The 23,313-nt window shown below is 68.3% G+C and carries 22 protein-coding genes; 4 read left to right on the forward strand and 18 right to left on the reverse strand.

What is annotated here, in order from left to right; all coding sequences use genetic code 11:
* Positions 1-4: 4 nt before the first annotated feature.
* The 10 genes from ABZ863_RS09605 to ABZ863_RS09650 all read right to left on the reverse strand — a co-directional run bounded on the left by ABZ863_RS09605 (position 5) and on the right by ABZ863_RS09650 (position 9,607).
* Positions 5-1,219, reverse strand: a complete 1,215-nt coding sequence (locus tag ABZ863_RS09605; protein ID WP_358533048.1) for a HAMP domain-containing sensor histidine kinase — start codon at positions 1,217-1,219, stop codon at positions 5-7.
* A gap of 5 nt (positions 1,220-1,224) precedes the next feature.
* On the reverse strand, positions 1,225-1,914 hold the full coding sequence (locus ABZ863_RS09610; RefSeq protein WP_358533051.1) for a response regulator transcription factor: 690 nt from the start codon (positions 1,912-1,914) through the stop codon (positions 1,225-1,227).
* Between the two features lie 5 nt (positions 1,915-1,919).
* Complete coding sequence (locus ABZ863_RS09615; RefSeq protein ID WP_358533053.1) at positions 1,920-2,789, reverse strand: trypsin-like peptidase domain-containing protein; 870 nt, start codon at positions 2,787-2,789, stop codon at positions 1,920-1,922.
* Positions 2,790-2,961: 172 nt separating this feature from the next.
* Positions 2,962-3,921: a VWA domain-containing protein gene (locus ABZ863_RS09620; RefSeq protein WP_358533056.1), complete on the reverse strand. Its 960-nt coding sequence runs from the start codon at positions 3,919-3,921 to the stop codon at positions 2,962-2,964.
* Positions 3,918-4,838, reverse strand: a complete 921-nt coding sequence (locus ABZ863_RS09625) for a DUF58 domain-containing protein (RefSeq protein ID WP_358533058.1) — start codon at positions 4,836-4,838, stop codon at positions 3,918-3,920. Before ABZ863_RS09625 ends, ABZ863_RS09620 begins: the two co-directional genes overlap by 4 nt.
* The gene (locus tag ABZ863_RS09630) at positions 4,835-5,818 is read right to left on the reverse strand and encodes an AAA family ATPase (RefSeq protein WP_358533060.1); all 984 of its coding nucleotides are present in this window, start codon (positions 5,816-5,818) and stop codon (positions 4,835-4,837) included. Before ABZ863_RS09630 ends, ABZ863_RS09625 begins: the two co-directional genes overlap by 4 nt.
* 180 nt (positions 5,819-5,998) lie before the next feature.
* On the reverse strand, positions 5,999-6,637 hold the full coding sequence (locus ABZ863_RS09635) for a GntR family transcriptional regulator (RefSeq protein ID WP_358533063.1): 639 nt from the start codon (positions 6,635-6,637) through the stop codon (positions 5,999-6,001).
* Positions 6,638-6,664: 27 nt separating this feature from the next.
* Positions 6,665-7,090 carry a VOC family protein gene (locus ABZ863_RS09640; protein ID WP_358533066.1) on the reverse strand — a complete coding sequence of 142 codons (426 nt, stop codon included), beginning with the start codon at positions 7,088-7,090 and terminating at the stop codon, positions 6,665-6,667.
* Between the two features lie 75 nt (positions 7,091-7,165).
* Complete coding sequence (locus tag ABZ863_RS09645; RefSeq protein WP_358533069.1) at positions 7,166-8,251, reverse strand: zinc-binding dehydrogenase; 1,086 nt, start codon at positions 8,249-8,251, stop codon at positions 7,166-7,168.
* Positions 8,252-8,299: 48 nt separating this feature from the next.
* Complete coding sequence (locus tag ABZ863_RS09650) at positions 8,300-9,607, reverse strand: MFS transporter (RefSeq protein WP_358533072.1); 1,308 nt, start codon at positions 9,605-9,607, stop codon at positions 8,300-8,302.
* A 523-nt stretch (positions 9,608-10,130) separates the two neighbouring features.
* On the opposite strand from ABZ863_RS09650, the gene ABZ863_RS09655 reads away from it, so the two are divergent.
* A complete protein-coding gene (locus ABZ863_RS09655) occupies positions 10,131-10,553 on the forward strand; it encodes a hypothetical protein (protein WP_358533075.1) in 423 nt (140 codons plus the stop codon).
* Between the two features lie 60 nt (positions 10,554-10,613).
* Here the strand turns inward: ABZ863_RS09655 and ABZ863_RS09660 are convergent, their stop codons facing one another.
* Positions 10,614-11,252 carry a GNAT family N-acetyltransferase gene (locus tag ABZ863_RS09660; RefSeq protein ID WP_358533078.1) on the reverse strand — a complete coding sequence of 213 codons (639 nt, stop codon included), beginning with the start codon at positions 11,250-11,252 and terminating at the stop codon, positions 10,614-10,616.
* 78 nt (positions 11,253-11,330) lie between these two features.
* Positions 11,331-11,807, reverse strand: a complete 477-nt coding sequence (locus ABZ863_RS09665) for a nitroreductase/quinone reductase family protein (protein WP_358533081.1) — start codon at positions 11,805-11,807, stop codon at positions 11,331-11,333.
* A gap of 96 nt (positions 11,808-11,903) precedes the next feature.
* Here ABZ863_RS09665 and ABZ863_RS09670 point away from each other — a divergent pair, with 96 nt between their 5' ends.
* The 3 genes from ABZ863_RS09670 to ABZ863_RS09680 all read left to right on the forward strand — a co-directional run bounded on the left by ABZ863_RS09670 (position 11,904) and on the right by ABZ863_RS09680 (position 15,092).
* Positions 11,904-12,572 (forward strand): TetR/AcrR family transcriptional regulator C-terminal domain-containing protein, encoded by a 669-nt coding sequence (locus ABZ863_RS09670; RefSeq protein WP_358533084.1) that lies wholly within the window; start codon positions 11,904-11,906, stop codon positions 12,570-12,572.
* A 232-nt stretch (positions 12,573-12,804) separates the two neighbouring features.
* A complete protein-coding gene (locus tag ABZ863_RS09675; RefSeq protein ID WP_358533087.1) occupies positions 12,805-13,836 on the forward strand; it encodes a M14 family zinc carboxypeptidase in 1,032 nt (343 codons plus the stop codon).
* Positions 13,837-13,853: 17 nt separating this feature from the next.
* Positions 13,854-15,092, forward strand: a complete 1,239-nt coding sequence (locus tag ABZ863_RS09680) for a M14 family zinc carboxypeptidase (protein WP_358533090.1) — start codon at positions 13,854-13,856, stop codon at positions 15,090-15,092.
* Between the two features lie 75 nt (positions 15,093-15,167).
* On the opposite strand, the gene ABZ863_RS09685 is transcribed toward ABZ863_RS09680, so the two are convergent.
* The 6 genes from ABZ863_RS09685 to ABZ863_RS09710 form a co-directional block, all read right to left on the reverse strand.
* Positions 15,168-16,166: an ABC transporter permease gene (locus ABZ863_RS09685; RefSeq protein WP_358533093.1), complete on the reverse strand. Its 999-nt coding sequence runs from the start codon at positions 16,164-16,166 to the stop codon at positions 15,168-15,170.
* Complete coding sequence (locus ABZ863_RS09690) at positions 16,163-17,143, reverse strand: ABC transporter permease (RefSeq protein ID WP_358533096.1); 981 nt, start codon at positions 17,141-17,143, stop codon at positions 16,163-16,165. Before ABZ863_RS09690 ends, ABZ863_RS09685 begins: the two co-directional genes overlap by 4 nt.
* Positions 17,133-18,722, reverse strand: coding sequence for a sugar ABC transporter ATP-binding protein (locus tag ABZ863_RS09695; protein ID WP_358533099.1), 1,590 nt, complete (start codon positions 18,720-18,722; stop codon positions 17,133-17,135). Before ABZ863_RS09695 ends, ABZ863_RS09690 begins: the two co-directional genes overlap by 11 nt.
* Positions 18,723-18,730: 8 nt before the next feature.
* A complete protein-coding gene (locus tag ABZ863_RS09700) occupies positions 18,731-19,813 on the reverse strand; it encodes an ABC transporter substrate-binding protein (RefSeq protein WP_358533102.1) in 1,083 nt (360 codons plus the stop codon).
* Between the two features lie 70 nt (positions 19,814-19,883).
* Positions 19,884-20,498, reverse strand: coding sequence for a hypothetical protein (locus ABZ863_RS09705; protein ID WP_358533106.1), 615 nt, complete (start codon positions 20,496-20,498; stop codon positions 19,884-19,886).
* Positions 20,499-20,565: 67 nt separating this feature from the next.
* Positions 20,566-23,040, reverse strand: coding sequence for a LamG-like jellyroll fold domain-containing protein (locus ABZ863_RS09710; protein ID WP_358533178.1), 2,475 nt, complete (start codon positions 23,038-23,040; stop codon positions 20,566-20,568).
* Between the last annotated feature and the right edge of the window lie 273 nt (positions 23,041-23,313).

Consider the following 23,313-nt stretch of genomic DNA (forward strand, 5'->3'; position numbering starts at 1 on the left):
GCGGTCACAGCAGAGGATTGAGGTCGGGCGGCGTTCCGTTCTGTCCACTGTGGCGCGCGGGGAACCAGAGCACGAACGTGCTGCCCGTACCCAGCTCGGAGAACAGGGCCACCTTGCCGTTGTGCGACTCTACAATCTGCCGCACGATCGCCAGCCCCAGGCCACTGTGCCGGTCCTGCTCACGTACGCCACTCGGCTCGCCGCGCCAGAACCGGTCGAAGACCCGTGGCCGGTCGGCTTCGGCGATGCCGGGCCCAGCGTCGGCCACGGCCAGCCAGAGCCAGGTACCCGAGCGTCCGCAGCCGATCGTGATGTCGGTGCCCGGACCCGAGAGCCGCACCGCATTGGACAGCAGGTTGCCCACCGCACGGCGCAGCGCGTCGTGGTCGCCGATCACCGTCAGCCCGCCGCGCAGCGCGAAGGTCAGCCGCAGCCCGCGCTCACTCGCCAGCACCGCCAAGTCCTCACCGGCTTCGCGTGCCACGGTCGCGAGGTCGACGTCGGTGTCGGCGAGTGACTCTGTGTCCCGACGTGCGGTCGCGAGCAGATCCTCGACCAGCCGCGACATCCGGTCCGTCGCCCTGTCGATCACCACCACCGCCCTCGCCCGCTCGTCGTCGGTGGCTTGCGGCGACTTCAGCGAAGCGTCCAGATGCGCGCGGATGATCGCGAGCGGGCTGCGCAGCTCGTGCGAGGCGTCGTCGATCAGCTGCCGCTGCGCGCCGAACGCCTTGTCGAGCCGGTCCAGCATCGAGTCGATGGTGTCGGACAGCTCCCGCAGTTCGTCCTTCGCGCCGTCGAGCCGGATCCGGCGGGACAGGTCGGTTGCCTGGATTTCCCTTGCGGCATGCGCGATCGAGCGCGCCGGGCGCAGGGCGCGGCCGGACAGCACCCAGCCGATACCGAGGCTGAGGACGAACAATCCGCCGACCGCGGCCGCCGAGTAGCTGCGCATGGCCTCCAGCGTGCGCAGGTTCACCTCCGACTCGATCTGCTCGATAGCCGCGACCTCCATCGTGCCGACCAGCACCTCGCTGCCATCGGCCTTGCGCTTGACCAGTTCCGCCTCGTACCGCTCGGTGACCGGCTTGGGGTTGGTGCTGCGCTCCACCGCCACGTAGGTCGCCGCGAGCCCTGCCCCGGCGAGCACGAACAGCAGTGTCGAGTACAGCACGGTCAGCCGGAACCGGATCGAGTGCATGAACGACGGAAGGCGCATGCGCCTCACTCCTCCCGTAACCGGTATCCCCGGCCGACGACGGTCTGGATGATCGCGTGCTCGTCACCGTTGCCGATCTTGCGGCGCAGGGTGCCCATGGTCACGCGCACGGTGTGGGTGAACGGGTCGACGTTCTCGTCCCACACATGCTCCAGCAGCTCCTCGGTCGACACGACGTGCCCTGGCCTGGTCATCAGGTACTCAAGCACGCCGAACTCCTTGGGGGACAACGGCAGCGCCCGTTCGCCGCGCCACGCCCGGTGCCGTGCGGTATCGAGCGTCAGCTCGCCGACCCGCAGCACCGCCGTCGCGCCGCTGGTCTCCCTGCGCAGCAGCGCGCGCACCCGCGCCAGCAGCTCGTCCAGCGCGAACGGCTTCACCACGTAGTCATCGGCGCCGTCGTCGAGACCACGGACCCGGTCGGGCAGCGCCCCGCGTGCCGTCAGCATGAGCACACGCAGGTCCGTGCCGCCGGCGACAGCGACGTTACCGCTGCGGATTGCCCGGCACAGCGTGAAACCGTCACCGTCCGGCAGCGCGAGGTCCAGCAGCAGCAGGTCGTAGGCGTTCACCGCGAGCCGCTCACCTGCCGCCGCCACTGTCGCCGCGTGGTCCACCGCGTACCCCGCCCGCTGCAGTCCTAACTGGACGGCTTCGGCCAGATCCTCTTCGTCTTCCACCAGCAGTAGCCGCATCCCAATCACCCGCCGGCGATGAGGCGCTCTGCCACGTCGGCGGCGCGGTCGACCGGGATCGCGAACCCGATGCCGATCGAGCCGCCGCCCTCGTACGTGGCGATCGCGGTGTTGACCCCGATCACCTCGCCGCGCGCATTGACCAGTGGTCCACCCGAGTTGCCGGGGTTGATGGAGGCGTCGGTCTGCACGGCGGTCTGTGTGCTCCCGCCGAGACGGACCTGTCGCTCGACGGCACTCACGATGCCGGAGGTGACCGTTCCGGAAAGGCCCAGCGGCGAGCCTGCGGCGAGCACCTGTTCGCCGACCCGGACGTTGCCGGACCGGCCCAGCGGCAGCGGCGTCAGCGCGCCGCTCGGATCCACGCGCAGGACGGCGATGTCGTTGCGCGGGTCGCGGCCGACGACCTCCGCGCGCCGCCTGCTGCCGTCGGAGCCGGTCACCGTGACCGACCTGGCGCCGGACACGATGTGGTCGTTGGTGAGAATGTGCGCGCGGTCGTCGAGCACGAACCCCGATCCGCCGGCGACACCGCCCCTGCCGGGCGCGGCAATGGACACCACCCCGGTCCTGATCTGCTCGGCGATACCGACCAGGCCCTCGCCGCTGCCGGGATCGAGCGCGGCGCGCGGGAAGCTGACGGGCTCGCCGTCCGGGGCGGCCGCCCGCCCCGCGACCGCACCGGTGCCCGCCGAGACGGCGACGACCAGCAGCCCGGCGCCGAGGAGCCGGGGCCACCGCCGCTGCCGGCCGCCGCCGGGCGGGGGAGGGACGAACGGATAGTCAGGGGAGTCGTCGGCCGGTGGAGGCGGGGCCGGTGTGGGCAGGAACCCCGGCCCGCTGGGCCGGCCGAGTCCCGTGGGGTGCGTGGTCATCAAGCCTCCTATGAGCGCGTCTGAGGACTATCGCGTACCGGCTGCGCGGTGCCCAGATGGCGCCTCGCTGCGTTGTCGTCGGTCACCATGACTCCGTCATGCCTCCCTCCTCCGCCTTGCGATGCATCCATCTGGATCACCGCTCGCACGGAGGACAATCCTCAGACGCGCTCTACGGGATCCGGGAGAACCAGAGCATCGAGCTGCCTGCCGTGGCGAGGGCGAGCACGAGCCCGAAGCCGATGAACCGGCTGGACACGTCGCGCTGCTCGGAGCGGTAGCCGACCGAGCTGCCGATGTCGGCGTACACGTCGCGCAGCTCCGTGGCGGTGCCCGCCTCGTGGTAGGCGCCACCGGTGAGCTCGGCGACGGCGCGCAGCGTCTCGCCGTTGACGGGAACGCCCTGCCACTGGCCGCCGATGGCGACCTCGCCGTCCTCGGTGCCGACCGAGATCGTGTCCACCGGAATCTCTGCGGCGGCCGCTTCCGCGGCCATCGTGTCGGGTGCGCGCCCTGCCGTGTTGGCGCCATCGGAGAGCAGCACGATCCGGGCGGGTGGCGGCTCGGCGGCGGCCTGCGCGTCCAGGGTCCGCACCGCCTCCAGCGAGGCCGCGATCGCCTCGCCGATCGCGGTTCCGGCCAGACCCGTGCTGTCGATGTCGAGCCGGTCCAGCCCGGCGCGCAACGCGTCCCGGTCGGTCACGGGCGGCACCACGACGGTGGCGTTGCCCGCGAACGCGATCAGCCCGATGTTGAACTCGCGGGGCAGCGAGCCGACGAACTCGGCGGCGGCCGCGCGGGCCGCGGCGAGCCGGTCCGGCTGGACGTCGGTGGCGTGCATCGACAGCGACACGTCGACGGCCACGAGCACCGTCGCGCGCTCTCGCGGCACCTGGACCTCGTCGGTCGGCTGTGCGAAGCCGACGACGAGCAGCGCGAGCATGGACAGGAACAGCCCAGCGGGAACGTGCCTGCGCCAGCCTGGCGTCGCCGCGGCGACCCGTTCCAGCAACGGCAGGTTCGTGAACCGCATCGCGTAGCGGCTGCGCCGCCGTTGCAGCAGCAGGTAGGCCCCCAGCAGGGCGGCGACACCCAGCAGCAGCCACAACCGGCCGGGAGCGAGGAAGCTCATGCCCGTCTCCGGTGTGCGTTGGCGAGTCGCCGTTGCCGGTGGACGTGCCTGGCCAGATCGGCGACCCAGTCCCGGTCGGTACGCAGCGCCACGTGCGCCACTCCCGCACCGCGCAGCCGGTCGCGCACGGTGCGGCGCTGCTCGGCGGCCGCCGCGGCGAACCGTTCCCGCACCGCGCGACTGCCCGTCGCGATCTCGCGGCGCCGCCCCGTTTCCGGGTCGAGCACGGTGAGCAGCCCGACGTCGGGCAGTTCCAGCTCCCGCGGGTCGGTGATCTCCACACCGATCACCTGATGCCGCGCGGCGAGCCTGCGCAAGGGCGTCGCCCAGTCGCCGTCGTCGAGGAAGTCGGAGACCACGACGACGAGCCCGCGCCTGCGCAGTCCGCGATGCAGCCCGTGCAGAGCAGGGGCGAGGGGAGTGGTTCCGCTGCCGTCGGCGGCCCGCGGTGCCGCGAGCATCGTGTGCAGCAGCCACAGCAGATGGACACGGCCGCCCCTGGCCGGGAAGCGCCGGATGCCGTACGGACCGAGCAGGTCGGCGCCGATCCGGTTACCGGGTCCCGCGGTGATGAGCCCGACGGCCGCGACCGCGGCCACGGCCAGCTCCCGCTTCTCCAGTTCCACCGTGCCGAAGTCCATGCTGGCGCTGCCGTCGACGAGGACGTGGACCGCCAGCTCCCGCTCGGCGATCGTGTCCCGCACATGCGCGGTGCCGGTGCGGGCCGTGACCGCCCAGTCGATCCTGCGCACCTCGTCCTCGCCGGGGCGGTACTCCCTGCTGCCCGCCGGTTCGGTACCCGCGCCAGGCAGGAGCCCCGCGTACTCGCCGCGCAACAGGCCGGCGAGCCTGCGCGTGATGGTCAGCTCGAGGCGCCGCAGCCGGTGGCCGGGCACCAGCCCGGCGACGGTACTCACGCCACCTCCGCCTGCGCAGGGGCGACCTGCGGCACGGGCACCGCGGTGACGATCCTGCGCACCACGTCCTCGGCCCGTACACCGTCGGCCAGCGCGTCGAACGACAGCACGAGCCGGTGGGCCAGCACGTCCACCGCCAGCTCGTGGACGTCACCGGGCAACACGTAGTCGCGCCCACGCAGCAGCGCGAGCGCCCGCGCGGCGGCGACCAGCCCGAGGGTGCCGCGCGGGCTCGCGCCGAACGCCACCTGCCCGGCCACGTCGGCCAGCCCTGCCTGCTCGGGTTTGCGGGTGGTGAGCACGAGCCGCACCACGTACTCGGCGATCGCGTGGTGCACGTAGACGTCCTTCGCCCGCTCCTGCAGGGCGAGCAGTCGCTGCGGGTCGAGCACCCGCCGGGCGGCCGGGCGCCGCACGCCCATCCGGTAGAGGATGCCGAGTTCGTCGGACTCGCTCGGGTAGTCGACGAACACCTTCATGAGGAACCGGTCGCGCTGCGCTTCCGGCAGTGCGTACACGCCCTCCGATTCCACCGGGTTCTGCGTGGCGAGCACAAGGAAGGGCTCCGGCACGGGAAACGAGCGATCGCCGATGGAGACCTGCCGGTCGGCCATCGCCTCCAGCAGAGCCGACTGCACGCGCGCCGGCGCCCTGTTGATCTCGTCGGCGACGACCACGTTGGCCATCACCGGGCCGAGCTCGACGTCGAAGGTCTCGCTGGAGGCCCGGTAGATCCTCGTTCCCACGATGTCGGAGGGCACCAGGTCCGGCGTGAACTGGATGCGTGCGAAGCTGCCGCCTGCCGCCGTCGCCAGCGTCTGCGCGGCCAGCGTCTTCGCCACACCCGGCATCCCTTCGAGCAGGCAGTGCCCGTCGGCGAGCAGGGCGATGACGAGCCGTTCGACCAGCCGGTCCTGCCCGACGATCATGCGCTTGACCTCGAACAGCGTTTGTTCCAGCTCGTTGGTCTCGGCGGTCACAGCCCGTCCTCCGGCGCCGGCGTCGCACCGCCGCCGGGGCCCGCAAGAACAGCCAGCGTCCTGATCCGCATGGTTCGTCCCCTTCCGCTGTCGTTCGTCCCAATACGCACCCATGGGAACAGAACCGGGCGAAAGGCGCCGTAAGCAAAGAACGTGTGAAATGCGTGCAGCGGCCGACAGTCACGACCTGGTCAATGTGGACTCCGACCGCGGACCGGTGTCATGGATGTGCTTGCTCAGCGCCGTTTTCAGGCCGTCGGCGTCGCGTGCTTCGAGCAGGTCGATGAGGTGATCGTGTTCGTCGGTGAGGCCGAGCATGTGCTCGGTTCCGGTGGGAACGCCGATCCGTGCGAGCCGGACGAACGCGCCGAGGTGGCCCAGCAACGTCGACAGTGTCGGCATCCGGGCCACCGCGGCGAGCTCGCGATGGAACTCCTCGTCCAGGTTGAGAAAGACCTCGGTGTCCTCGGCCTTGGCAGCGCGGCGCTGCTTCAGCACCGCGAGTCGCAGGTTGTCCAGATCTTCCGGTAGCCACTGGGAACAGGCTTCCACGGCGGCGCTTCCCTCAAGTGCTTCGCGCAGGATCGCCACCTCTCGGCGATGCCGGTCGGAGAGGTCCACCACGAACAACTGCCGCCGGGGCCCGGAGACCAGCAGCCCCTCGCTCTGCAGCAGTCGCAGGGCTTCCCGCACCGGGGTCCGGGACACACCGAAGGACCCGGCCAGTGCGGCCTCGTCCAGTGCGGCACCCTGTTCGGCACGTCCGCCGAGGATGTCGTCGCGGAGTGCGCGATAGACGTGGTCGACCTTGGTGCCCACAGCGGCCTCCTCGTGCTTTCCCTTGCGCTACTTGGCGAAGAGCTGCGCTTCGTCCTGGAAGGCCTTGATCTCTATGGCGTTGCCCGCGGGGTCCAGGAAGAACATCGTCCATTGTTCGCCGGGCTCACCGGCGAACCGCACGTAGGGCTCGATCACGAAAGCAATGTCCGCGGCGCGCACCTTGTCCGCGAGCGCGTGGAAGTCGGGGACGGTCAGCACCACACCGAAGTGGGGGACCGGTACGTCGTGACCGTCGACCGGGTTGTGCGCTTCGGGACCGCCGGCCGCGCGCGGTGCCACGTGGGTCACGACCTGGTGCCCGTAGAAGTTCCAGTCGATCCACTTGTCCGCGGAGCGCCCCTCGTCCAGGCCGAGGACGTCCCCGTAGAACTGCCTGGCCTTGGTCAGGTCGTCCACGGGGATGGCGAGATGGAAGCTGGGCTTGGTTGCCACGGGGTGCGCCCTTCTACTCGTATTGCATGCCTTTCTGGTGCGAGTATACGCAGACCAGTTATGTATACAAACGGTTCACAGTTCGAGAATAGCCCGCCCGACCACCCGCCCACGCCGGAGGTCGTCGACCGCCTCGTTGATCTGCTCGAGCCGGTATCGCCTGCTGACCAGCTTGGACAGGTCGAGCTGGCCACTGCGGTGCCATCGCACGAGGCGGCTGAAGTCCTCCTCGGGAACGGAGTCGCCCGCGCGGCATCCGATCAGCCGCTTCTCCTTGGCGACCAGGTCGAGGCCGTCGAATTGCAACGGTTCCGTCGGCACGCCGACCAGGATCACGGTGCCGCCCGGCCGTTTGGCCAGGTGAGCGGCCCGGACGGCGGCCAGGCTGTCGCGCACGGTGTCCGGCTTCGCGATGCAGTCGAGCACGTAGTCCGCCCCGGAACCGGTCGCGGTCCTCGTGAGCTGGTGGATCTTCTCGACGGGGTCTTCCCGTACCACGTTGACGGTGTCGTGCGCGCCGAAAAGCCTCGCCTGGTCGAGCTTCTCGTCGGCGACGTCGACGGCGATCACCGGCGCGGCACCGGCGATGCGCGCGGCGGCGACCGCCGACAGCCCGACACCACCGGCACCCCAGACGACCACGCTGTGCCCGGGCTCCACCGCCGCCGTGTTCAGTACCGCCCCCGCGCCTGTCATCACGGCACAGCCGACGATTGCTCCGACGTCGCGCGGTGTGCCCTCCGGCGCCGGGCACACGAACAACTCGTCGACGACCGTGTGCGTGCCCCAGGCGAACACGTTGTGCGTCACCGCGCATTCACCGTTGTCCAGGGCCACTGTGGACGGTTGGGGGAGACGGTCGAGGCGTCGGGTACGGGGAACCCACGTCACCAGGACCTCGTCACCGATTGCGAACTCGTGGACCTCGGTGCCGATGTCCACAATGGTTCCCACCGACTCGTGTCCCATCACCACGGGCTGGGACTTCGCCGGCGCGCCGAACCGTGTCGGGTTGTCGATCTGGTCCAGCTGGCTGTGGCACACGCCCGCGGCGGTCTGCCTGACCACCACTTCGAACGGCCCCGGCTCGAGAGTCACGTTCCGCAGCTCCAACAGACGCTTTCCGTGCGGGAGGACCGCCACCGTCGCGGGTGTCGCCATAACGTGAGTTCCTTTCTTCTCAACGTGTTGCGGAGTCAGGGCGAACGCTCACGCCGGTAGTTCCTTGCCCTTGCCTTCCGGTGCCATGAACGCGGCGACGATGCCGAGCACACTCGTTCCGAGGACGATCAGCGGTATGTAGGTGACCCGGCCCGGATCTCCGGCCAGGATGGCAGTCGCGACGAGCGGAGCCAGTCCACTGATGGCGCCACCGATCTGGTACCCCATCGATGCGCCGGTGTACCGGGTACGGGTGCTGAACAGTTCCGCGAGAAATGCGCTGAACGGTCCGTAGATCATCGAGTGGCCGGCCATGGCGAGGATCAGGAACAGGAACACCATGGACATGTTCTTTTCCTGCATGAAGTGATAGAGAAAGAACAAGCAGGGAACGATCCAGGTACAGCCGATGACAATCAGCGGACGTCGCCCGATGTAGTCCGAAAGAAAGCCGAAGATCGGTACGAGGATGAACCCCAGCACCCCCATGACGAACTCGTAGTCGAGCAGGGTGTCGACGGGTACGTCGACCAGTTTGGCGTATCCGTTGGTGAACGTGACGAAGATCTGATAGGCGACCGTGTGCGAGGCGCCGAGGAAGACGGCGAGCAGGACGTTCTTGCGATGGAACTTCAGCACGTCGATCACCGGCAGCGCCGTCCGCCGCTTTTCGGCGGAGGACTTCATGGCAGCCTTGAACGCCGGGGTTTCCGAGACACCCACCCGAATCCAGAGTCCAACAGCGACCAGCAGGATCGACGCGATGAACGGGACGCGCCACAACCATTCCTGTTGTGCTTCCGGGGCGCGCGACACGAGCGCGAAGACCAGGGTCGCGAGGACCCCGCCCGCGGATACCCCCATCACGCCGACGCTTCCCCAGAGTCCCCTTCTGCGCTTTCCGAAGCTCTCGACGAGCATCAACATCCCGCCGCCCCACTCCGCGCCTGCTCCCAGGCCCTGGATGAGCCGGATGGTGATGAGTGCGAGCGGTGCCCAGAAGCCGATAGCCGAGTACGGCGGAATGACGCCGACCAGAGCGGTGGCGATGCCCATGGCCATCATGCTGACGATGAGTACCTTTTTCCGGCCGTACTTGTCGCCGAAATGCCCGCCGATGATGCCGCCGAGCGGCCGAGCCAGGAAGCCGCCGGCGAGGGTTCCGAAGGACGAGACGGTCGCCATCGCCGGGGACATGTTCTCGAAGAAGATCGCCGGAAAGTACAGCGCGGCCGCGATCCCGTAGATGTAGAAGTCGAACCACTCGGTGACCGTGCCGATGAACGTCGAGCTGACGACACGGACGCGTTGGGATTTCGGTACATTGTGGTCAGTTGCGATGGTGGTCTCGGTCATCCTTCGATCTTTCTTATCGGGACCAGGCGTCCTCTGATTACAGAGTCGACGACGCGCGGAAGCGCACTGCCTGGCAAAGGTCTTTCGGCGACACAAGGACTTCGCGTCACGATGTTTGACGCCGGAGGTCCGTGAGATTCTGCGGTGGCCCAGAACTCGGACAGGGCTCGCTACCCGACGGGGACTACCAATCGCTGTCCCGTCGGTCGGGTCGGCCAAGCGTGTTCATGCCTTGGTTGACGTGTCTCGATCGGATGCCTCCTTTGGCACTTGGAGCGAGCTCAACGACTGCCTGCATTGGTCGACGCGACGCAAACGATGACAGCCGCACGCGAGTCTGTCAAGACACAGACAATCAACGGCAAGACAATACGTGGGGTGGCGGCTGCTGAGGGGGTGGTCAGGACTGGGTGCCTGGCCGGGGGAGGGGTGTTGTTGTCGTTCGTCTCAGCGCCAAGGTGCGATGATTGTGACTGTGGCGAGGATGAACGGGAGGCAGGTCTGAAACGTTGGAGGATCCATGATGCGCGTAGTCGAGAGAAGCATATTAACGGCGAACTCCGAAATAATTGATCTTCGGACCTTGGTTCCATTGTTATCTGGTAACCGTTGGGTGTGGCGAGTTCTGTGGATGGATGCTGTCGGAGAGCCTTTTCGAGGTGTGCCGCTTCAGCAACTTGGCAATGAGATTGCCGGAATGAAACTGGGTTTGGAGATGACATTCGCGGAATTAGTTGATTTGTCCTGCGTCATCGGGCAGTCCATTGATCTCGTGGTGGTCGCTGCGGCAAACGGCGAAGATTTCAATCAGCGCGATTTACGTGATGAGAATTTCGACAACTGCTTGGTTTATGCGGATATCTTTGACAGTTCTACGGTTTCGCTAGGGATCAGTAATCGGGTTCCTGGTAACGAGGAGATACTCCGACGTTTCGAATCATTTTAGGCGAAGCCAGCCGACGTGACCCCCACAGTGGATAAGGCGCGGCGGTGGTAACGTGCTGCGTTACGGTGCCCACACCATCGTCTGCTGGTGGACACGCTTGCCGGCGTGGCGGAGGCCGGGAATCGCCGGCGTGGGGCCGTGCGGGACGAAGCCCATTCGCGTGAAGAACCGTACCGCGCGGGTGTTTTCGCTGGCGGTCTGTAGATGACAGCCGGGGGAGCCGAGTTCGCGCAGCCGGTCGAGCCACGCTGTCATCAGCGCGTCGGCCGCGCCGGTTCCCCTGGCTCGCAGCTCCACGTTGATGTGCAGATGCGCGGGCCAGCGCGGGTCGTCGAGTTCGCCCGCGGTCGGTTCCCGCCGGATCGCCGCCCTCATGGAGTCGAGCATGGCGCGGCCGAAGAACCTCGCCGGCCCCGGTCGCACGACGAGGCGGTGGCGACTGATGGCGCGCGACATGCGCTCGTTCTCGCTCGGCAGGAGCGAGCCGTCTGGGCAGCCCGTCAGGTACCCGGCCATGCTTCCGTCGATGACGGCGACGAACAGCGAGTCAGGCAGCAGCTCGAAGTATGGGTCGAGGTAAATCGCCGCCTCGGATTCCGGGTGGCCCCACAGGCTTTCGGTCGGTGAGCCCTCGCCCGCTCTGGTGAACAGTGCGCGCAGCTCATCGCGGTCTTGCTCCGTGACCGTGCGGATCTCCATATCGTCCTAACGCCGTCGGTTCCGGTCAGTATGCCAGGGCCATAGTGGACGCATTCAGAAACCCCTGGCAGGGCACGCTTACTGCTTCGTTTCTCTGGGCAGCACCCGGAATACGGGAAACTGTGGTGACACGCGCTCGAACTCGGCCAGCGGCGCGTCCTTGTCCACCGGCATGTGCGCGCGGGCGTTGGGCGCTCGCTTCAGGTAGGCCTTGAGAACGGGGGCTCGACGATCCGGCAGCACCTCTTCCAGGTGCACTTCCTCGCGACGGCCATGGCGGATCGTGACGTCGCCCTCCGCCGCTCTCACGTTACGCACCCAGTTCGTGTTCTCCCCGAGCATGGAAACGAGATAGCGCTCGTCCCCGGCCAGGGTCATGACGACCGGCAGCGTGATCGTCTTGCCGGAGCGTCGTCCCGGCACCTCGAGGTTGATGAGGTAGTTCGGAGCTACCCCGAGGGCGTAGAGCGCGGCTGTACCTCGGTCGAGGATGCGTGCCACCCCGTTCGGACGGCCACCCCGGTAAAACCACCTTTTCAGGTTCATCGCGTCCATCCGATCTCTCGTGCCTGTACGACGTACATGTACGTTGTACATCTATCCTGTACGGTGTATGGTCGTCAAGTGATGGGTCAGAATTCGCGTCGAGGGGTGGCCGCCGATCAGCGGCCGCCCCTCACGCGCCGTGCGGTGGTCGAGGGGGCGCTGTCGCTCGCGGACTCGGCAGGGCTCGGGGCTGTCACCATCCGAAGACTGGCCAACGATCTCGGCGTGACGCCCATGGCTCTCTACTGGCACTTTCGCAGCAAAGACGAGCTGCTGGACGGCATGGTCGACAGGATCTACGAGCAGCTCGACCTGACGGTCGACGCGTCCGCCCCGTGGTCCGAGCAGTTGAGGACGTTCCTGGGTTCGATGGTCGACGTGCTGCGCTCGCATCCCTCGACCGCGCTTCTGCTTTCGACTCGCAGCACAACCTCCGAAAGTGGCCTTCGCGCGACCGAGGTCGCGCTCGACATCCTGTGGCGCGGAGGGTTCTCGCCGATGGAGGCGACCCAGATCGTCCGTCACGTGCTGAGCACTCTCACCAATCTCGTCAGCGGAGTGCCCGGATCGGAACCACAAGGGGAATCCGGAGAGCTGCTGGCCGCCCAGCGCCGCGCGCGGAGCTTTCTCGGATCGTTGCCGCCTGAGCGTTACCCACGGCTTGTGGAGGCTGCGGGCCCCTTGAGCGAGTGCGAGGACGAGGACGCCTATTTCGCGTTCGGCCTCGACCTGCTCCTCGCGGGGATTGAAACAATGGCGGAGCGCGAGCGTTAGCAGTGCCGGTCGTCCGTAGCTGGAATATGTGCCCGACTTTTGGATCGGGGCCGGTTGGAGTAGTGCGGCTGATCCGCACGGGTCCATAGTGGACAGTCGATCGACCGGGGATGCGCCGGCTGTCATCCGTTTGGAGCAGAAGAGTTTTCCCTGCTGATTGACTCAGTCAAAGAGGTGTACTTAAGCTCCTGCCGTCATCTCGATCATCGGGGTGAGGAAGGACAACAGAAGAATGCGCCGTACCTTGGTTGTCACAGCGCTGTCCGCATTACTCGCTTTCGGCAGTGTGCTCCCGGCGACAGTCGCCGGAGCCGCACCATCCCACACACCCGGTGGGCCGTGCCTTCAGGAACAGCAACACGTCAGCCTCGCCAGCGTCGCCAACTACGCCGACGTCGTGCGCGAGCTGAACCGGATCGAACGAACCTCCGGTGGGTTGGTGACCGTCGCCAGCGCAGGCACCTCCGGCGAAGGGCGTGATCTGCTGTACGCCACCGTCGGCCATGGGCCACGAACCTTCTGGCTGCAAGCACGCATCCACGGCAACGAGCTGCACAGCACAGAGGCGGTGTTGCAGATCCTGGATCGGCTCGCCGGCGGCAGTCCGTGGGCGAAACAAGTGCGCGAACAGCTGACAGTGGTCGTGATCCCCATGTTCAACCCCGATGGGTCCGAGGCCAACATCCGGCAGAGCACCACCCCGACCCGCACCGACCTGAACCGCGACTGGGAGAACTTCGCACAGCCCGAGTCGGTGGCGTTCTGGCGACTGTGGCGCGACATCGCGCCCGTCTACGCACTCGACCTGCACCACATGAGCGAGGCACCGGTCGTCGCCGGAACCAATGACCTCAACCAGTTCCAGATCGGTGCCCGGTCCATCGCGCCGTCCCGGATGACGGAGCAGCAGTGGCGGACCAACCGCGCCATGGCCATGGTGAGTGTGGACGCGCTCGCCGGCTACGGGCCGGTGAACACCGCCAAGTATCCCGATATCGACATCACCAACGCCGTGCTGTCCCGCATGTTGCTCGGCGGCACCGCACCCGCCGGTGAACAGCCGGTCGCCGGAACCCCGACAGAGGGCGCGATCTTCTTCGAGGTGCGCTCGGTGGGGCAGAAGAGCAACGGCCAGCTCGAGAACCTGTTCCGCATCCCGACGATGGCGGTGCTCGAAGCGGCTGCACAGGACCGGCTCGGCTCCTACGACGTGTCGGGTTACGAGGCGATTCCGTACGCCGAAGCCGGCCGCTGCGGCGTGTGACGGTGGACCGAAAGGAGATGACGTTGTTGCGTAAGACACGATGGCGCGTACCGATGGCGCTGGCGGCAGCCTGCTCACTCGTACTCACCGGGCTGGCCACGGGGTACTCCACCGCGGCCACACCGGCGGGGCCGGGCAACGGTGCCTGCAAGACGTTTGACGATCCACAGTGGAACGGATGGACCGACCACGCGGAGCTCGGCCGGGAGCTGCACAGCATCGAACGCAGCTCGGCAGGCCGCGTCGAGGTGGAGCAGATCGGAACCAGCACGCTGGGCAGGGAGCTGTGGTCGGCCCGTGTCGGCACCGGGGACCGGGTACTGCTGGTGCAAAGCGCCATCCACGGCAACGAGCGCACCGGTACCGAGGCGTTGCTCGGGATTCTGCGGAAGCTGGCCACGGGCCAGGACGCGGCGACGAAACAGCTGCTGTCGTCGGTCACGTTCGTGGCGCTGCCGATGGTGAACCCCGACGGCGGTGAGCTGAACCGGCGGATGAACGTCGTCGCCTGGGATGACGTCGTTGCCCAGTACCCGCAACTGGCCGGTGTGCCACGAGCGTGGTACCACAGCCTGCGCGGGGATGGGATCGAGCTGCCGGGATTCGACCTCAACCGGGACTTCAACCCCGACCTCGACTACGTACCGCAGGCTGCCGACCTGCCGGGGCGGCAGGTGGATGCCGGGTTCTTCCTTTCCCCGGAGTCGCGGGCAATCCGGGACGCCTACGTCGGCCTGCGCGACGAGTTCGGTGCGGTGGACGCCGTCGTGGACCTGCACCACATGGGTCCCTGTGCGCGGACAACCGGCGGACCACAGGACGGCAAGCTGATCTCGGTCACTCTCGACTACCCGCCACTGGGCGTCGATGACGGTGCCGCGTACCAGGCGGAGTGGCCGCTGCTCGACCAGGACAAGTCGCGGCGCTACGCACTCGCCGTCGCGCGCGGCATCCAGCAGGCTTACGGTCCACAGTCACCGGTGGCCGGGGTGGGCCGCTACTTCCACCCCGACGACCGGGAGTACGCGGGGCAGGGCCGGTCGGCGTTCGCGCTGAACGGATCCGCCACGGTGTTGTTCGAGGTCCGTGGCCAGCAGGATGACCTCGGGCAGAAGCAGCAGGGCATGCTCACCCAGTCCGTCCGCACCGGCGTCGAGTCGCTGCTGGGCTCGATGGCCTCCGGCGAGGTGGACCGGCTCAACGGTGAGGAGTTCTTCGCGCTGCCGGACTACGGCTGGGACACCAGCGCGGATTGACGCGTGTGCCGGCGTGTGGCGGAGCTTCGGCCCCGCCACACGCCGGCGTGGCACCGCCTCTTCTGAGATAGTCCACTAAGGAGCGCGGCGCTGCACCGTCGCCAGCCAGCGTTGCACGGTCACCACCACGAGCAGGATCGTCCCGCTGATCACCGCCTGCCAGTTGGAGTTCAGCGAACCGACCTGGTTGATCACGTTCTTGATCACCTGCAGCAGTAGCACGCCAACGAGCGAGCCGAGCACGGTCCCCGCACCGCCGGTCAGCAATGTGCCGCCGAGCACGACCGCCGAGATCACCTCCAGCTCCATGCCGACCCCGAGCACGGTCACGCCCGACGACGTGTAGGACGCCATCAGTACCCCGCCGAGCCCGGCGAGCAGGCCCGACACCGTGTAGGCGATCATCTTGGTGCGCACCACCGGCAGGCCCATGAGATCGGCGGCCTCCTCCTGCCCGCCGATGGCGAGCACCGTCGCGCCGTAGGACGTGCGGTGCAGCACCAGCCCGCCGATGCCGAACGCGACGAGCACGAGCCACACCGGGTAGCCGATGCCGAGGAACTCACCCTGCGCCAGCTGCCGGAACGCCGAGTCCGGCGGCACCTTGTACGTCGTGGAGCCCTCGTCGCTGATGAACAGCAGCAGGCCGCGCGCGAACAGCAGACCAGCGAGCGTGACGATGAACGCGGGCAGCCCGCCGCGCGCGATCACCAAGCCCTGCACCAACCCGATCAGCCCGCAGACGCCCAGTGGCAGCAGGATGGCTGCCCACGTGCCGTGCCCGGCGCCCCACGCGGCGAGGACGCCGCCGAGCGCGAACACCGAACCCACCGAGAGGTCGATGCCGCCGGACATGATCACGAACGTCATCCCGAGTGCCACGACCGCGAGGAACGACGCCTGCAGCGCGATGTTCGAGAGGTTACCCGCAGTGCCGAACGACTCGAAGGAGAACGTCGCGGCCAGGACCGCGACCACGAGAATCACCAGCGCGCCTTGCCGTTGCGCGAGCCGGGCGAGCCTGGCGCGCGAGCTCGCCGAGGCGGACTCCTGGCGCCGGACGGTCGTCGTCATCGTCGTGTCCTCCTGCGACCCAGCTGCACGTACACCGCGGCGACCACGATCACCGCCTGCGCGATCTGCGCCGTGGAATCGGGAATATCGTGGAAGATCAGCGTCGCCGTGATCAGCTGCATCAGCAGTGCGCCCGCGATGGTGCCCGCGATCCGCACCTGCCCACCCGACAGTGGCGTGCCACCGATCACCACCGCCGTGATCGCCGAGAGCTCCACCAGCAGCCCCACCTTGGTCGGGTCGCTCGCCTGCGAACGTGCCGCCAGCAGCACTCCGGCCAGCGCGGCCAGGAGTCCACACAGGACATACGTGGTCACGAGAACCCGGCGCACCGGAAGGCCGGCCAGCTCGGCGGCCCGCTTGTTCCCGCCGATCGCCACGAGCTGGCGGCCGTAGGTCGAGCGGCGCACGAGGAACCACGCGAGTGCCGCCACCGCCGCCGCGATGAGCACCACGTACGGCACGCCGAGCACGCTCTGCGAGCCGAGTGCGACGATCCCGGGATCGCGGATGCTCTTGATCTCGCCGCCGAAGAGGTTCGCCAGGCCGCGCCCGGCCACCATGATGCCGAGTGTGGCGATGATGGGCTGCACCCCGACGCGGCCCACGAGTATTCCCGCGAGCGCTCCACTGGCGACACCGGCCAGCAGGGCGATGCCGATCGCGACTCCCGTGCCGTAGCCGATGTAGAGCGGGATGAGCGCTGCCGCAATCGCCATCACCGCGCCGACGGACAGGTCGATGCCCTCGGTGCCGATCACCAGTGCCATCCCGAGTGCCACGATCAGCACGGGCGCGACCTGGATCAGCTGCAGCCGCAGCGTGTCCTCGCTGACGAAGTTGTCGGTGACGGCGACGTTGACGGCGAGCAGCAGTGCCAGCGCCACGTATACGCCGTTGCGGCGAATCCAGTCGGCGTCGCGACGCGGACCCCGGCGGGTGCCGGATTCTGCCCGCGTGAGCGTGCTATCGGTCATCGCCGTCCTCCGGGCCGATCTCAGTGCCGGCACCGCCCGCGAGTGCGGCGAGCAGCGCCGAGGTGGTCTTCCGCTCGCCGGCGAGCTCCCGCGCCACCGCGCCGTCGCGCAGCACGAGAATCCGGTCGGCGCCTTCCACCAGCTCGTCGAGCTCGCTGGAGATGAGCACGACGGCGAGCCCGTGCCCGGCCAGTTCGTCGATGAGTGCCTGCACCTCGGCCTTGGCGCCGACGTCGATGCCGCGCGTCGGCTCGTCGAGCAGGAACACCTTCGGCTCGGTACACAGCCACCGTGCCATGAGGACCTTCTGCTGGTTGCCGCCCGAGAGCTCACGCACCTTCTGCGCGGGGCCGGCCGCCTTGATGCGCAGGCGGCGCATGAACGTGCCGACGAGCGCGTCGATCCGCTTCTCCGACACGAGCCCTGCGCGCGAGAAACTCGGTAGCACCGCCAGCGCGATGTTGTCCCGCACCGACAGCTCCGGCACGATCCCCTCCGCCTTGCGGTCCTCGGACAGCAGGGCGATACCGGCGCGCAGCGCGTGCCGGACCGAGTTGGCCCGCACGCGCCGCCCGTCGACCTCCACCGAGCCCGACCGCACGGGCAGCGCGCCGTACACGGCCTTGACGGTCTCGCTGCGGCCGGAGCCGAGCAGGCCGCCGAGCCCGACGACCTCGCCGGGCCGGACGTGCAGGCCGACGCCGTGCAGCCGGTTCCGGACGTCGAGGCCACTCGCCGTCAGCACCGGCTCGCCGGACTGCCGGTGGGTGTCGCCGAACTCGGTGGCTCCCTCACGTGCCACGTCTGTGACGTCGCGGCCCAGCATGGTCGCCACGAGGCTCACGCGGTCCAGCCCCGCCAGCTGTCCCGTGTGGACGTGCTGCCCGTCGCGCAGCACGGTGACCCGGTCGCACAACTCCCACAGCTCGTCGAGCCGGTGAGACACGAACACGATCCCGACGCCGCGGGAACGCAACGTGCGGGCCACCTCGAAGAGCGTGGCCACCTCGCGAGCCTCCAGCGATGACGTCGGCTCGTCCATGATCACCACACGGGACTCGACCGACATGGCCCTGGCGAGTGCCACCATCTGCTGCACGCCGAGACCGAGCCTGCCGAGATCGGCCGTGACGTCGACGTCCACGCCCAGTGAACCCACCAGCTCCGCGGCCGCCCGGTTCATGGCTCCGGCATCGATCAGGCCGAGGCGCGTGCGCGGCTCGCGACCGAGGAACACGTTGCGCGCCACCGAGAGCAGCGGCACCAGGTTGACCTCCTGGTACACCGTCGAGATCCCGGCGCGCTGGGCGTCGGCGGGCCTGCCGAAGGTCACCTCGGCACCTTCGAACCGGATCAAGCCCGCGTCCGGCCGGTGCACACCGGTCAGCAACTTGATCAGCGTCGACTTCCCGGCGCCGTTCTCACCGACCAGCGCGTGGATCTCGCCAGAACGCAGGGCGAAGTCCACCTCCCGCAAAGCGCGCACGGGACCGAAGGACTTCGTCAGTCCCTCGGTCTCGAGCACGGCTGCGGCGCCGATTGGGGAGGGCGGTACGGTGCCGGCAGGACTCACCGTCACGTCAGCCCCTAGAAGGCGTTGCCGAGGTTGCCCTCGGCGTTGTCCCGGTTGTACTCGTCATCGGAGATGATCACGTTCTCCTGGATGGCCTCCCCGGAGTAGAACTTCTCCGCCGTCTCGAAGGCGAGCGGACCGAACCGTGGGTTGGACTCGATCACGGCGTTGATGTGACCGTCCACAATGGCCTGGACTGCGTTGCGGGTGCCGTCGATGGAGACGATCTTGACGTCCTCACCGGGCTGTCTGCCGGCCGCCTGCACCGCGGTGACCGCGCCGAGCGCCATCTCGTCGTTGTGCGCGTAGATCGCCGTGATGTCCGGGTTGGACTGCAACAGCTGTTCCACGACCGCCTGGCCCTCGTCGCGGGCGAAGTTGGCCGTCTGCTCGGCCACGATCTCCAACCCAGGGTACTGCGCCTGGACCTGTTCCTTGAAGCCCGCGTTGCGGTCGTCGGTCACGTTGTTGCCCGACGAGCCGAGCAGGATCGCGACCTTCGCGGTGCCGCCGGTCGCCTCGTTGAGCGCGTCCGCGGCCCGCTTTCCCTGGTCCTCGAAGTCCGAGCCGAGGAACGCGAGGTAGTCATCGCAGTGCGTGTTGGTCACCTTGCGGTCGATGGTGAGCACCGGGACGCCCGCCTGCTTCGCGGCGGCCAATGCGGGGTCGAGCCCGTCGGAGTTCACCGGCGCGACGATGAGGAAGTCGGCGCCCTGGTTGAGCATGTTCTGGATGTCGGCTATCTGCTTGGGCAACTCGTTGTTGGCGTTGGTGACGAGCAGGTCCCTGACTCCGACCTCCGCGGCGGCATCGCGGATCGACTTCGTCTCGGCTGCCCGGAAGGCCGCGGTGTCGGGCTCCGACTGCGAGAAACCCACGACCGCGTTCGTCAGGTCCAGCTGCTCGGCGCCGTAGTCCTGCATCGTGCAGCCCTCGCCCGAGCTCTCCTTGACCACCTGATCGCCGCCACCGTCCGACGGCGGCGGGCCGGCGCTGGCCTGGTCATCGCCGGGGTTGGTGCAGCCGGCCAGTGCGGCGCCCAGTACCGCGGCGGAGGCGAGTACGCGCCACGAGCGCGGGAAAGTCGTGCGTGTCATGAGAAACTCCTTTGTTCTCCCGGCCCCCAACCGGACCAATCAATCAGAAACGAACAGGTTCGCGCAACAATCAATCTGGGCCTCCCGGCACCGTCAGTCGGTCGAGCCCCAGCTCCCCGCTGGTGAGCCGCAGCCCCACGGCCGGGGTCCAGGTGGCGGCCCGCTCCGGGGCGACCACTGTGCCGAAGGGGGCCGTCCGCAGGCGCCGCCACCGGCCGTCGTGTTCGGCCCAGCTCGTCATGGTGCCGCCGGAGAACACCACGGCGAACCGGTCGCCCTCGGTCCAGCGCACCGTCGTGCAACAGCCGCCCGTCGCGCCGTTGCCCTGGCCCGTACCGTCGACCCGAACGTCCACACCGGACGTTCCGCGGTGGTGGTTGTACCAGCCGAGTACGAAATCGCGAGCGCTGCCCGCGCGGCCGAGGCACACGCTGTCCTCAGGGCCACCGCCGGCGAAGGACCGGGGCTCCACGAGCACGGCGATGTCGTCGGCAGGCCCGGTGATGGGCGCGGCCAGCACCGCCGCGGAAGGCGAGTCCGTGCTCGCCACCAGTGCGCTGGGGTACAACGGCGGCACGGGCCCGGCGGCACGCGCTGTGCCGGGCGCGACCGTGGCGGGGGAGAGGCCGGCGAGCAGCGTCAGCAGCACGCCGAGGGTGGCCGCACGGCGAACGAGAGAGCGCATCCTCGGGCTCCAGTGGGGAAATGGGAAGAACCCGGGGCGGACCTGCGCGGGCCCGCCCCGGGAGAAGTCACTCGCCTGCAGCGGCGAGTTCAGCAACCTCCTCATCGGACAGTGCCCGGTCGAACACGCGCACGTCGTCGATGTCGCCACGCAGGCGGTCGACCAGGTTGCCGCCGTACTGGGCCCGCCCGATCACGGTGTTGCCGTTTGACGCCGGCGCGCCGCAGGCGCTGCGCTCGTCGACCTTCTCGCCGTCGACGAACAGCTCCACCGTGCCCGCCTTGGCGTCGCGCACACCGGTCAGGTGGTACCAGCGACCCGGTTCCGGCTTGGTGGGCGACAACGCCCGCAGGCCGATGAAGCTCATCGCCCAGCGCTGGTCCTGCCCTGAGTACTGCAGGAAGAAGGCGCTGTGGGTGCCGGTGTCCTGGCTGACGACCGTCTGGAACCCGCCGCCCGCCTCGTCGAGCTTCGCCCACGCCGACACCGTGTAGCTGCCCGCGGTGTCGATCAGAGACGCCCCGGTGTCGGCCTCGCCGGCGCCGTTGAACGACAGCCCCCCGTCGTGCACGCCGGTGGTCCACTCGGCTCCGGTCAGCGTGGCGTCGGCGTCCCCGACGGAGTCAGCCGCCGTGTTTCCGCTGCCCTCGTTGAACTTGTAGGCGTGTACCCCGGACAGCCCCGGCGTTCCCGGACCCGGGTCGGGACCGCCGTTACCGCTGCCGTCGGCCTCGCGGATGATGGTCTCGTTGATGGCCCGCACCTGGTCGAAGTCCATCTTCGCGACCTGCCGGTCGTAGGTGAAGAAGCCGTTCACCTCGTGCTCGACATCGGTGATCTGGGTGTAGATCGCCCCGCTGATCGCGCAGCTGCGGGCGCCGGCGAGCACCTCCCGTTGGTTGGCGACGTAGGCCTCGGTCAGGCTCTCCGAGTCGGGCCGCATCTCGTAGGCGTGGCCCTCGCCGAACCACATGTGCCCGTCGACCTCGAGCCCGTAACCACCGTGTTCGCCGTCGATCGAGACCCGGTTCGCATCCGGCATCGGCTTGGCGGGGCCAGGATAGGCATGCCAGTCGATGACGTCACCACGGCCGGAGTCGCCGAGCGAGTCGCAGCAGTTGACCCCGCTGTGCGCGTTGACGAGCCGGGTCGGGTCCTGTGCCTTGATCTCGTCCGCGATCCGTCCCGTGGCCTCGCGGGACCACTCGCCCCAGCCCTCGTTGAACGGCACCCAGCCGATGATCGAGGTCCAGTTCTTCTTCTGCTCCACCAGTTCGTCCAGCTCGGTCTCGAACTGCCGCTGCGCGTCTGCCGGCGGGCGGCCACCCGTGCGCATTGACGGCATGTCCTGCCACACCAGCAGGCCCAGCCGGTCCGCGTGGTAGTACCAGCGATCCGGTTCGGTCTTGATGTGCTTGCGGACCGTGTTGAACCCGAGCACCTTGTGCTGCTCGAGGTCGAACCGCAGTGCCTCATCGGTCGGGGCGGTGTAGATGCCGTCCGGCCAGTAACCCTGGTCCAGAGTGGACATCAGGAAGAGAACCTCGCCGTTGAGCGTGATCCGCTTCTTGCCGTCCGCGCCCTCGCGCATGCCGATCTCGCGCATGCCGAAGTAGGAGGAGACCCTGTCGATGACGCGGCCGCGGTCCTTGAGCACCACGTCCAGGTCGTACAGGAACGGTGAGTCCGGCGACCACAGCTTCGCCTTCGGCACGGGGATCTGTAACGGCGTGTCCGCGGAGCCCTTGGTGCGGCTGACCGGTCGCTTGCCGTCCCTGACGATGGCCTCCACGGTCAGTCTTCCCGCGTCGCCTCCGGTGTGGACGGTGAGCCCGAGCGTGCCGGTGTCGATGTCGGGGACCATGCCGAGCGTGTCTACATAGGACCTGGCTACAGGCTCCATCCAGACCGTCTGCCAGATCCCAGAGGCGCCCTCGTAGAAGATGCCGCGGTCGGGGACGAGGCGCTGCTTGCCGACCGGCTGCCAGGTCGCGTTGGTACGGTCCTCGACGCCGACCACGATCTCCTGCTCGCCGTACGGCTTCAGTGCGTCCGTGACGTCCGCGCTGAAGGCGCCGAAGCCGCCCTGGTGGCTGGCGACCTCCGTGCCGTTGACCCAGACCGTGGCCTTGTAGTCGACCGCACCGAAGTTGATCCGCAGCGCCTGGCTGCGGCCCACCTGCCAGTTGCGAGGCACCTCGAACGTGCGGCGGTACCACATGTAGTCCTCGTGCCGCTGGATGCCGGACAACGCCGACTCCGTCGGGTAGGGCACGAGAATCCGTTCGGGCAGCCGCTCGCCGAACGGTGGCGCCTCGCCAGCCGTGGCGCCTGCGAACTCCCAGACACCGTTGAGGTTGCGCCATTCCTTGCGGGTGAGCTGGGGTCTGGGGTGCTCCGGCAGCGCATTGACAGGTGAGACGTCCTCGGTCCACGGAGTGGCGAGCCTCGGCTCACCCATCTCCCAGCCGGGGGAGGTCTGGGCCTGTGCGGGCGGGGAGACGCTCGCGGTGATCAGGAGCGCGGACAGTGCCGCGGTCACGAGCGTCGGGCGGGCACCGCTTCCGCGTCTTCGAGTCAGTGGTGCGAGTGACAGCACGTCGAACACCCTTCTCGGGGGGACCTCGCCAGCACTTCGCTGGCGCCACAACGCCGGGGCTGCCGCGGCTTCACGCCAAGGTCACCCCGGTGTGAAGCAGTTCACACAACTTGTTCACCAATGTCAACAGCTACGACCAAACTCGCGCAAGGTTCAACACCAATCGCGCAATGGCGCCCGATGCTGGGCACACGCTGCGTGACAGCCTTGCCGAGA

This window comes from Saccharomonospora sp. NPDC046836 (assembly GCF_040645195.1).
Taxonomy (GTDB): Bacteria; Actinomycetota; Actinomycetes; order Mycobacteriales; family Pseudonocardiaceae; genus Prauserella_A.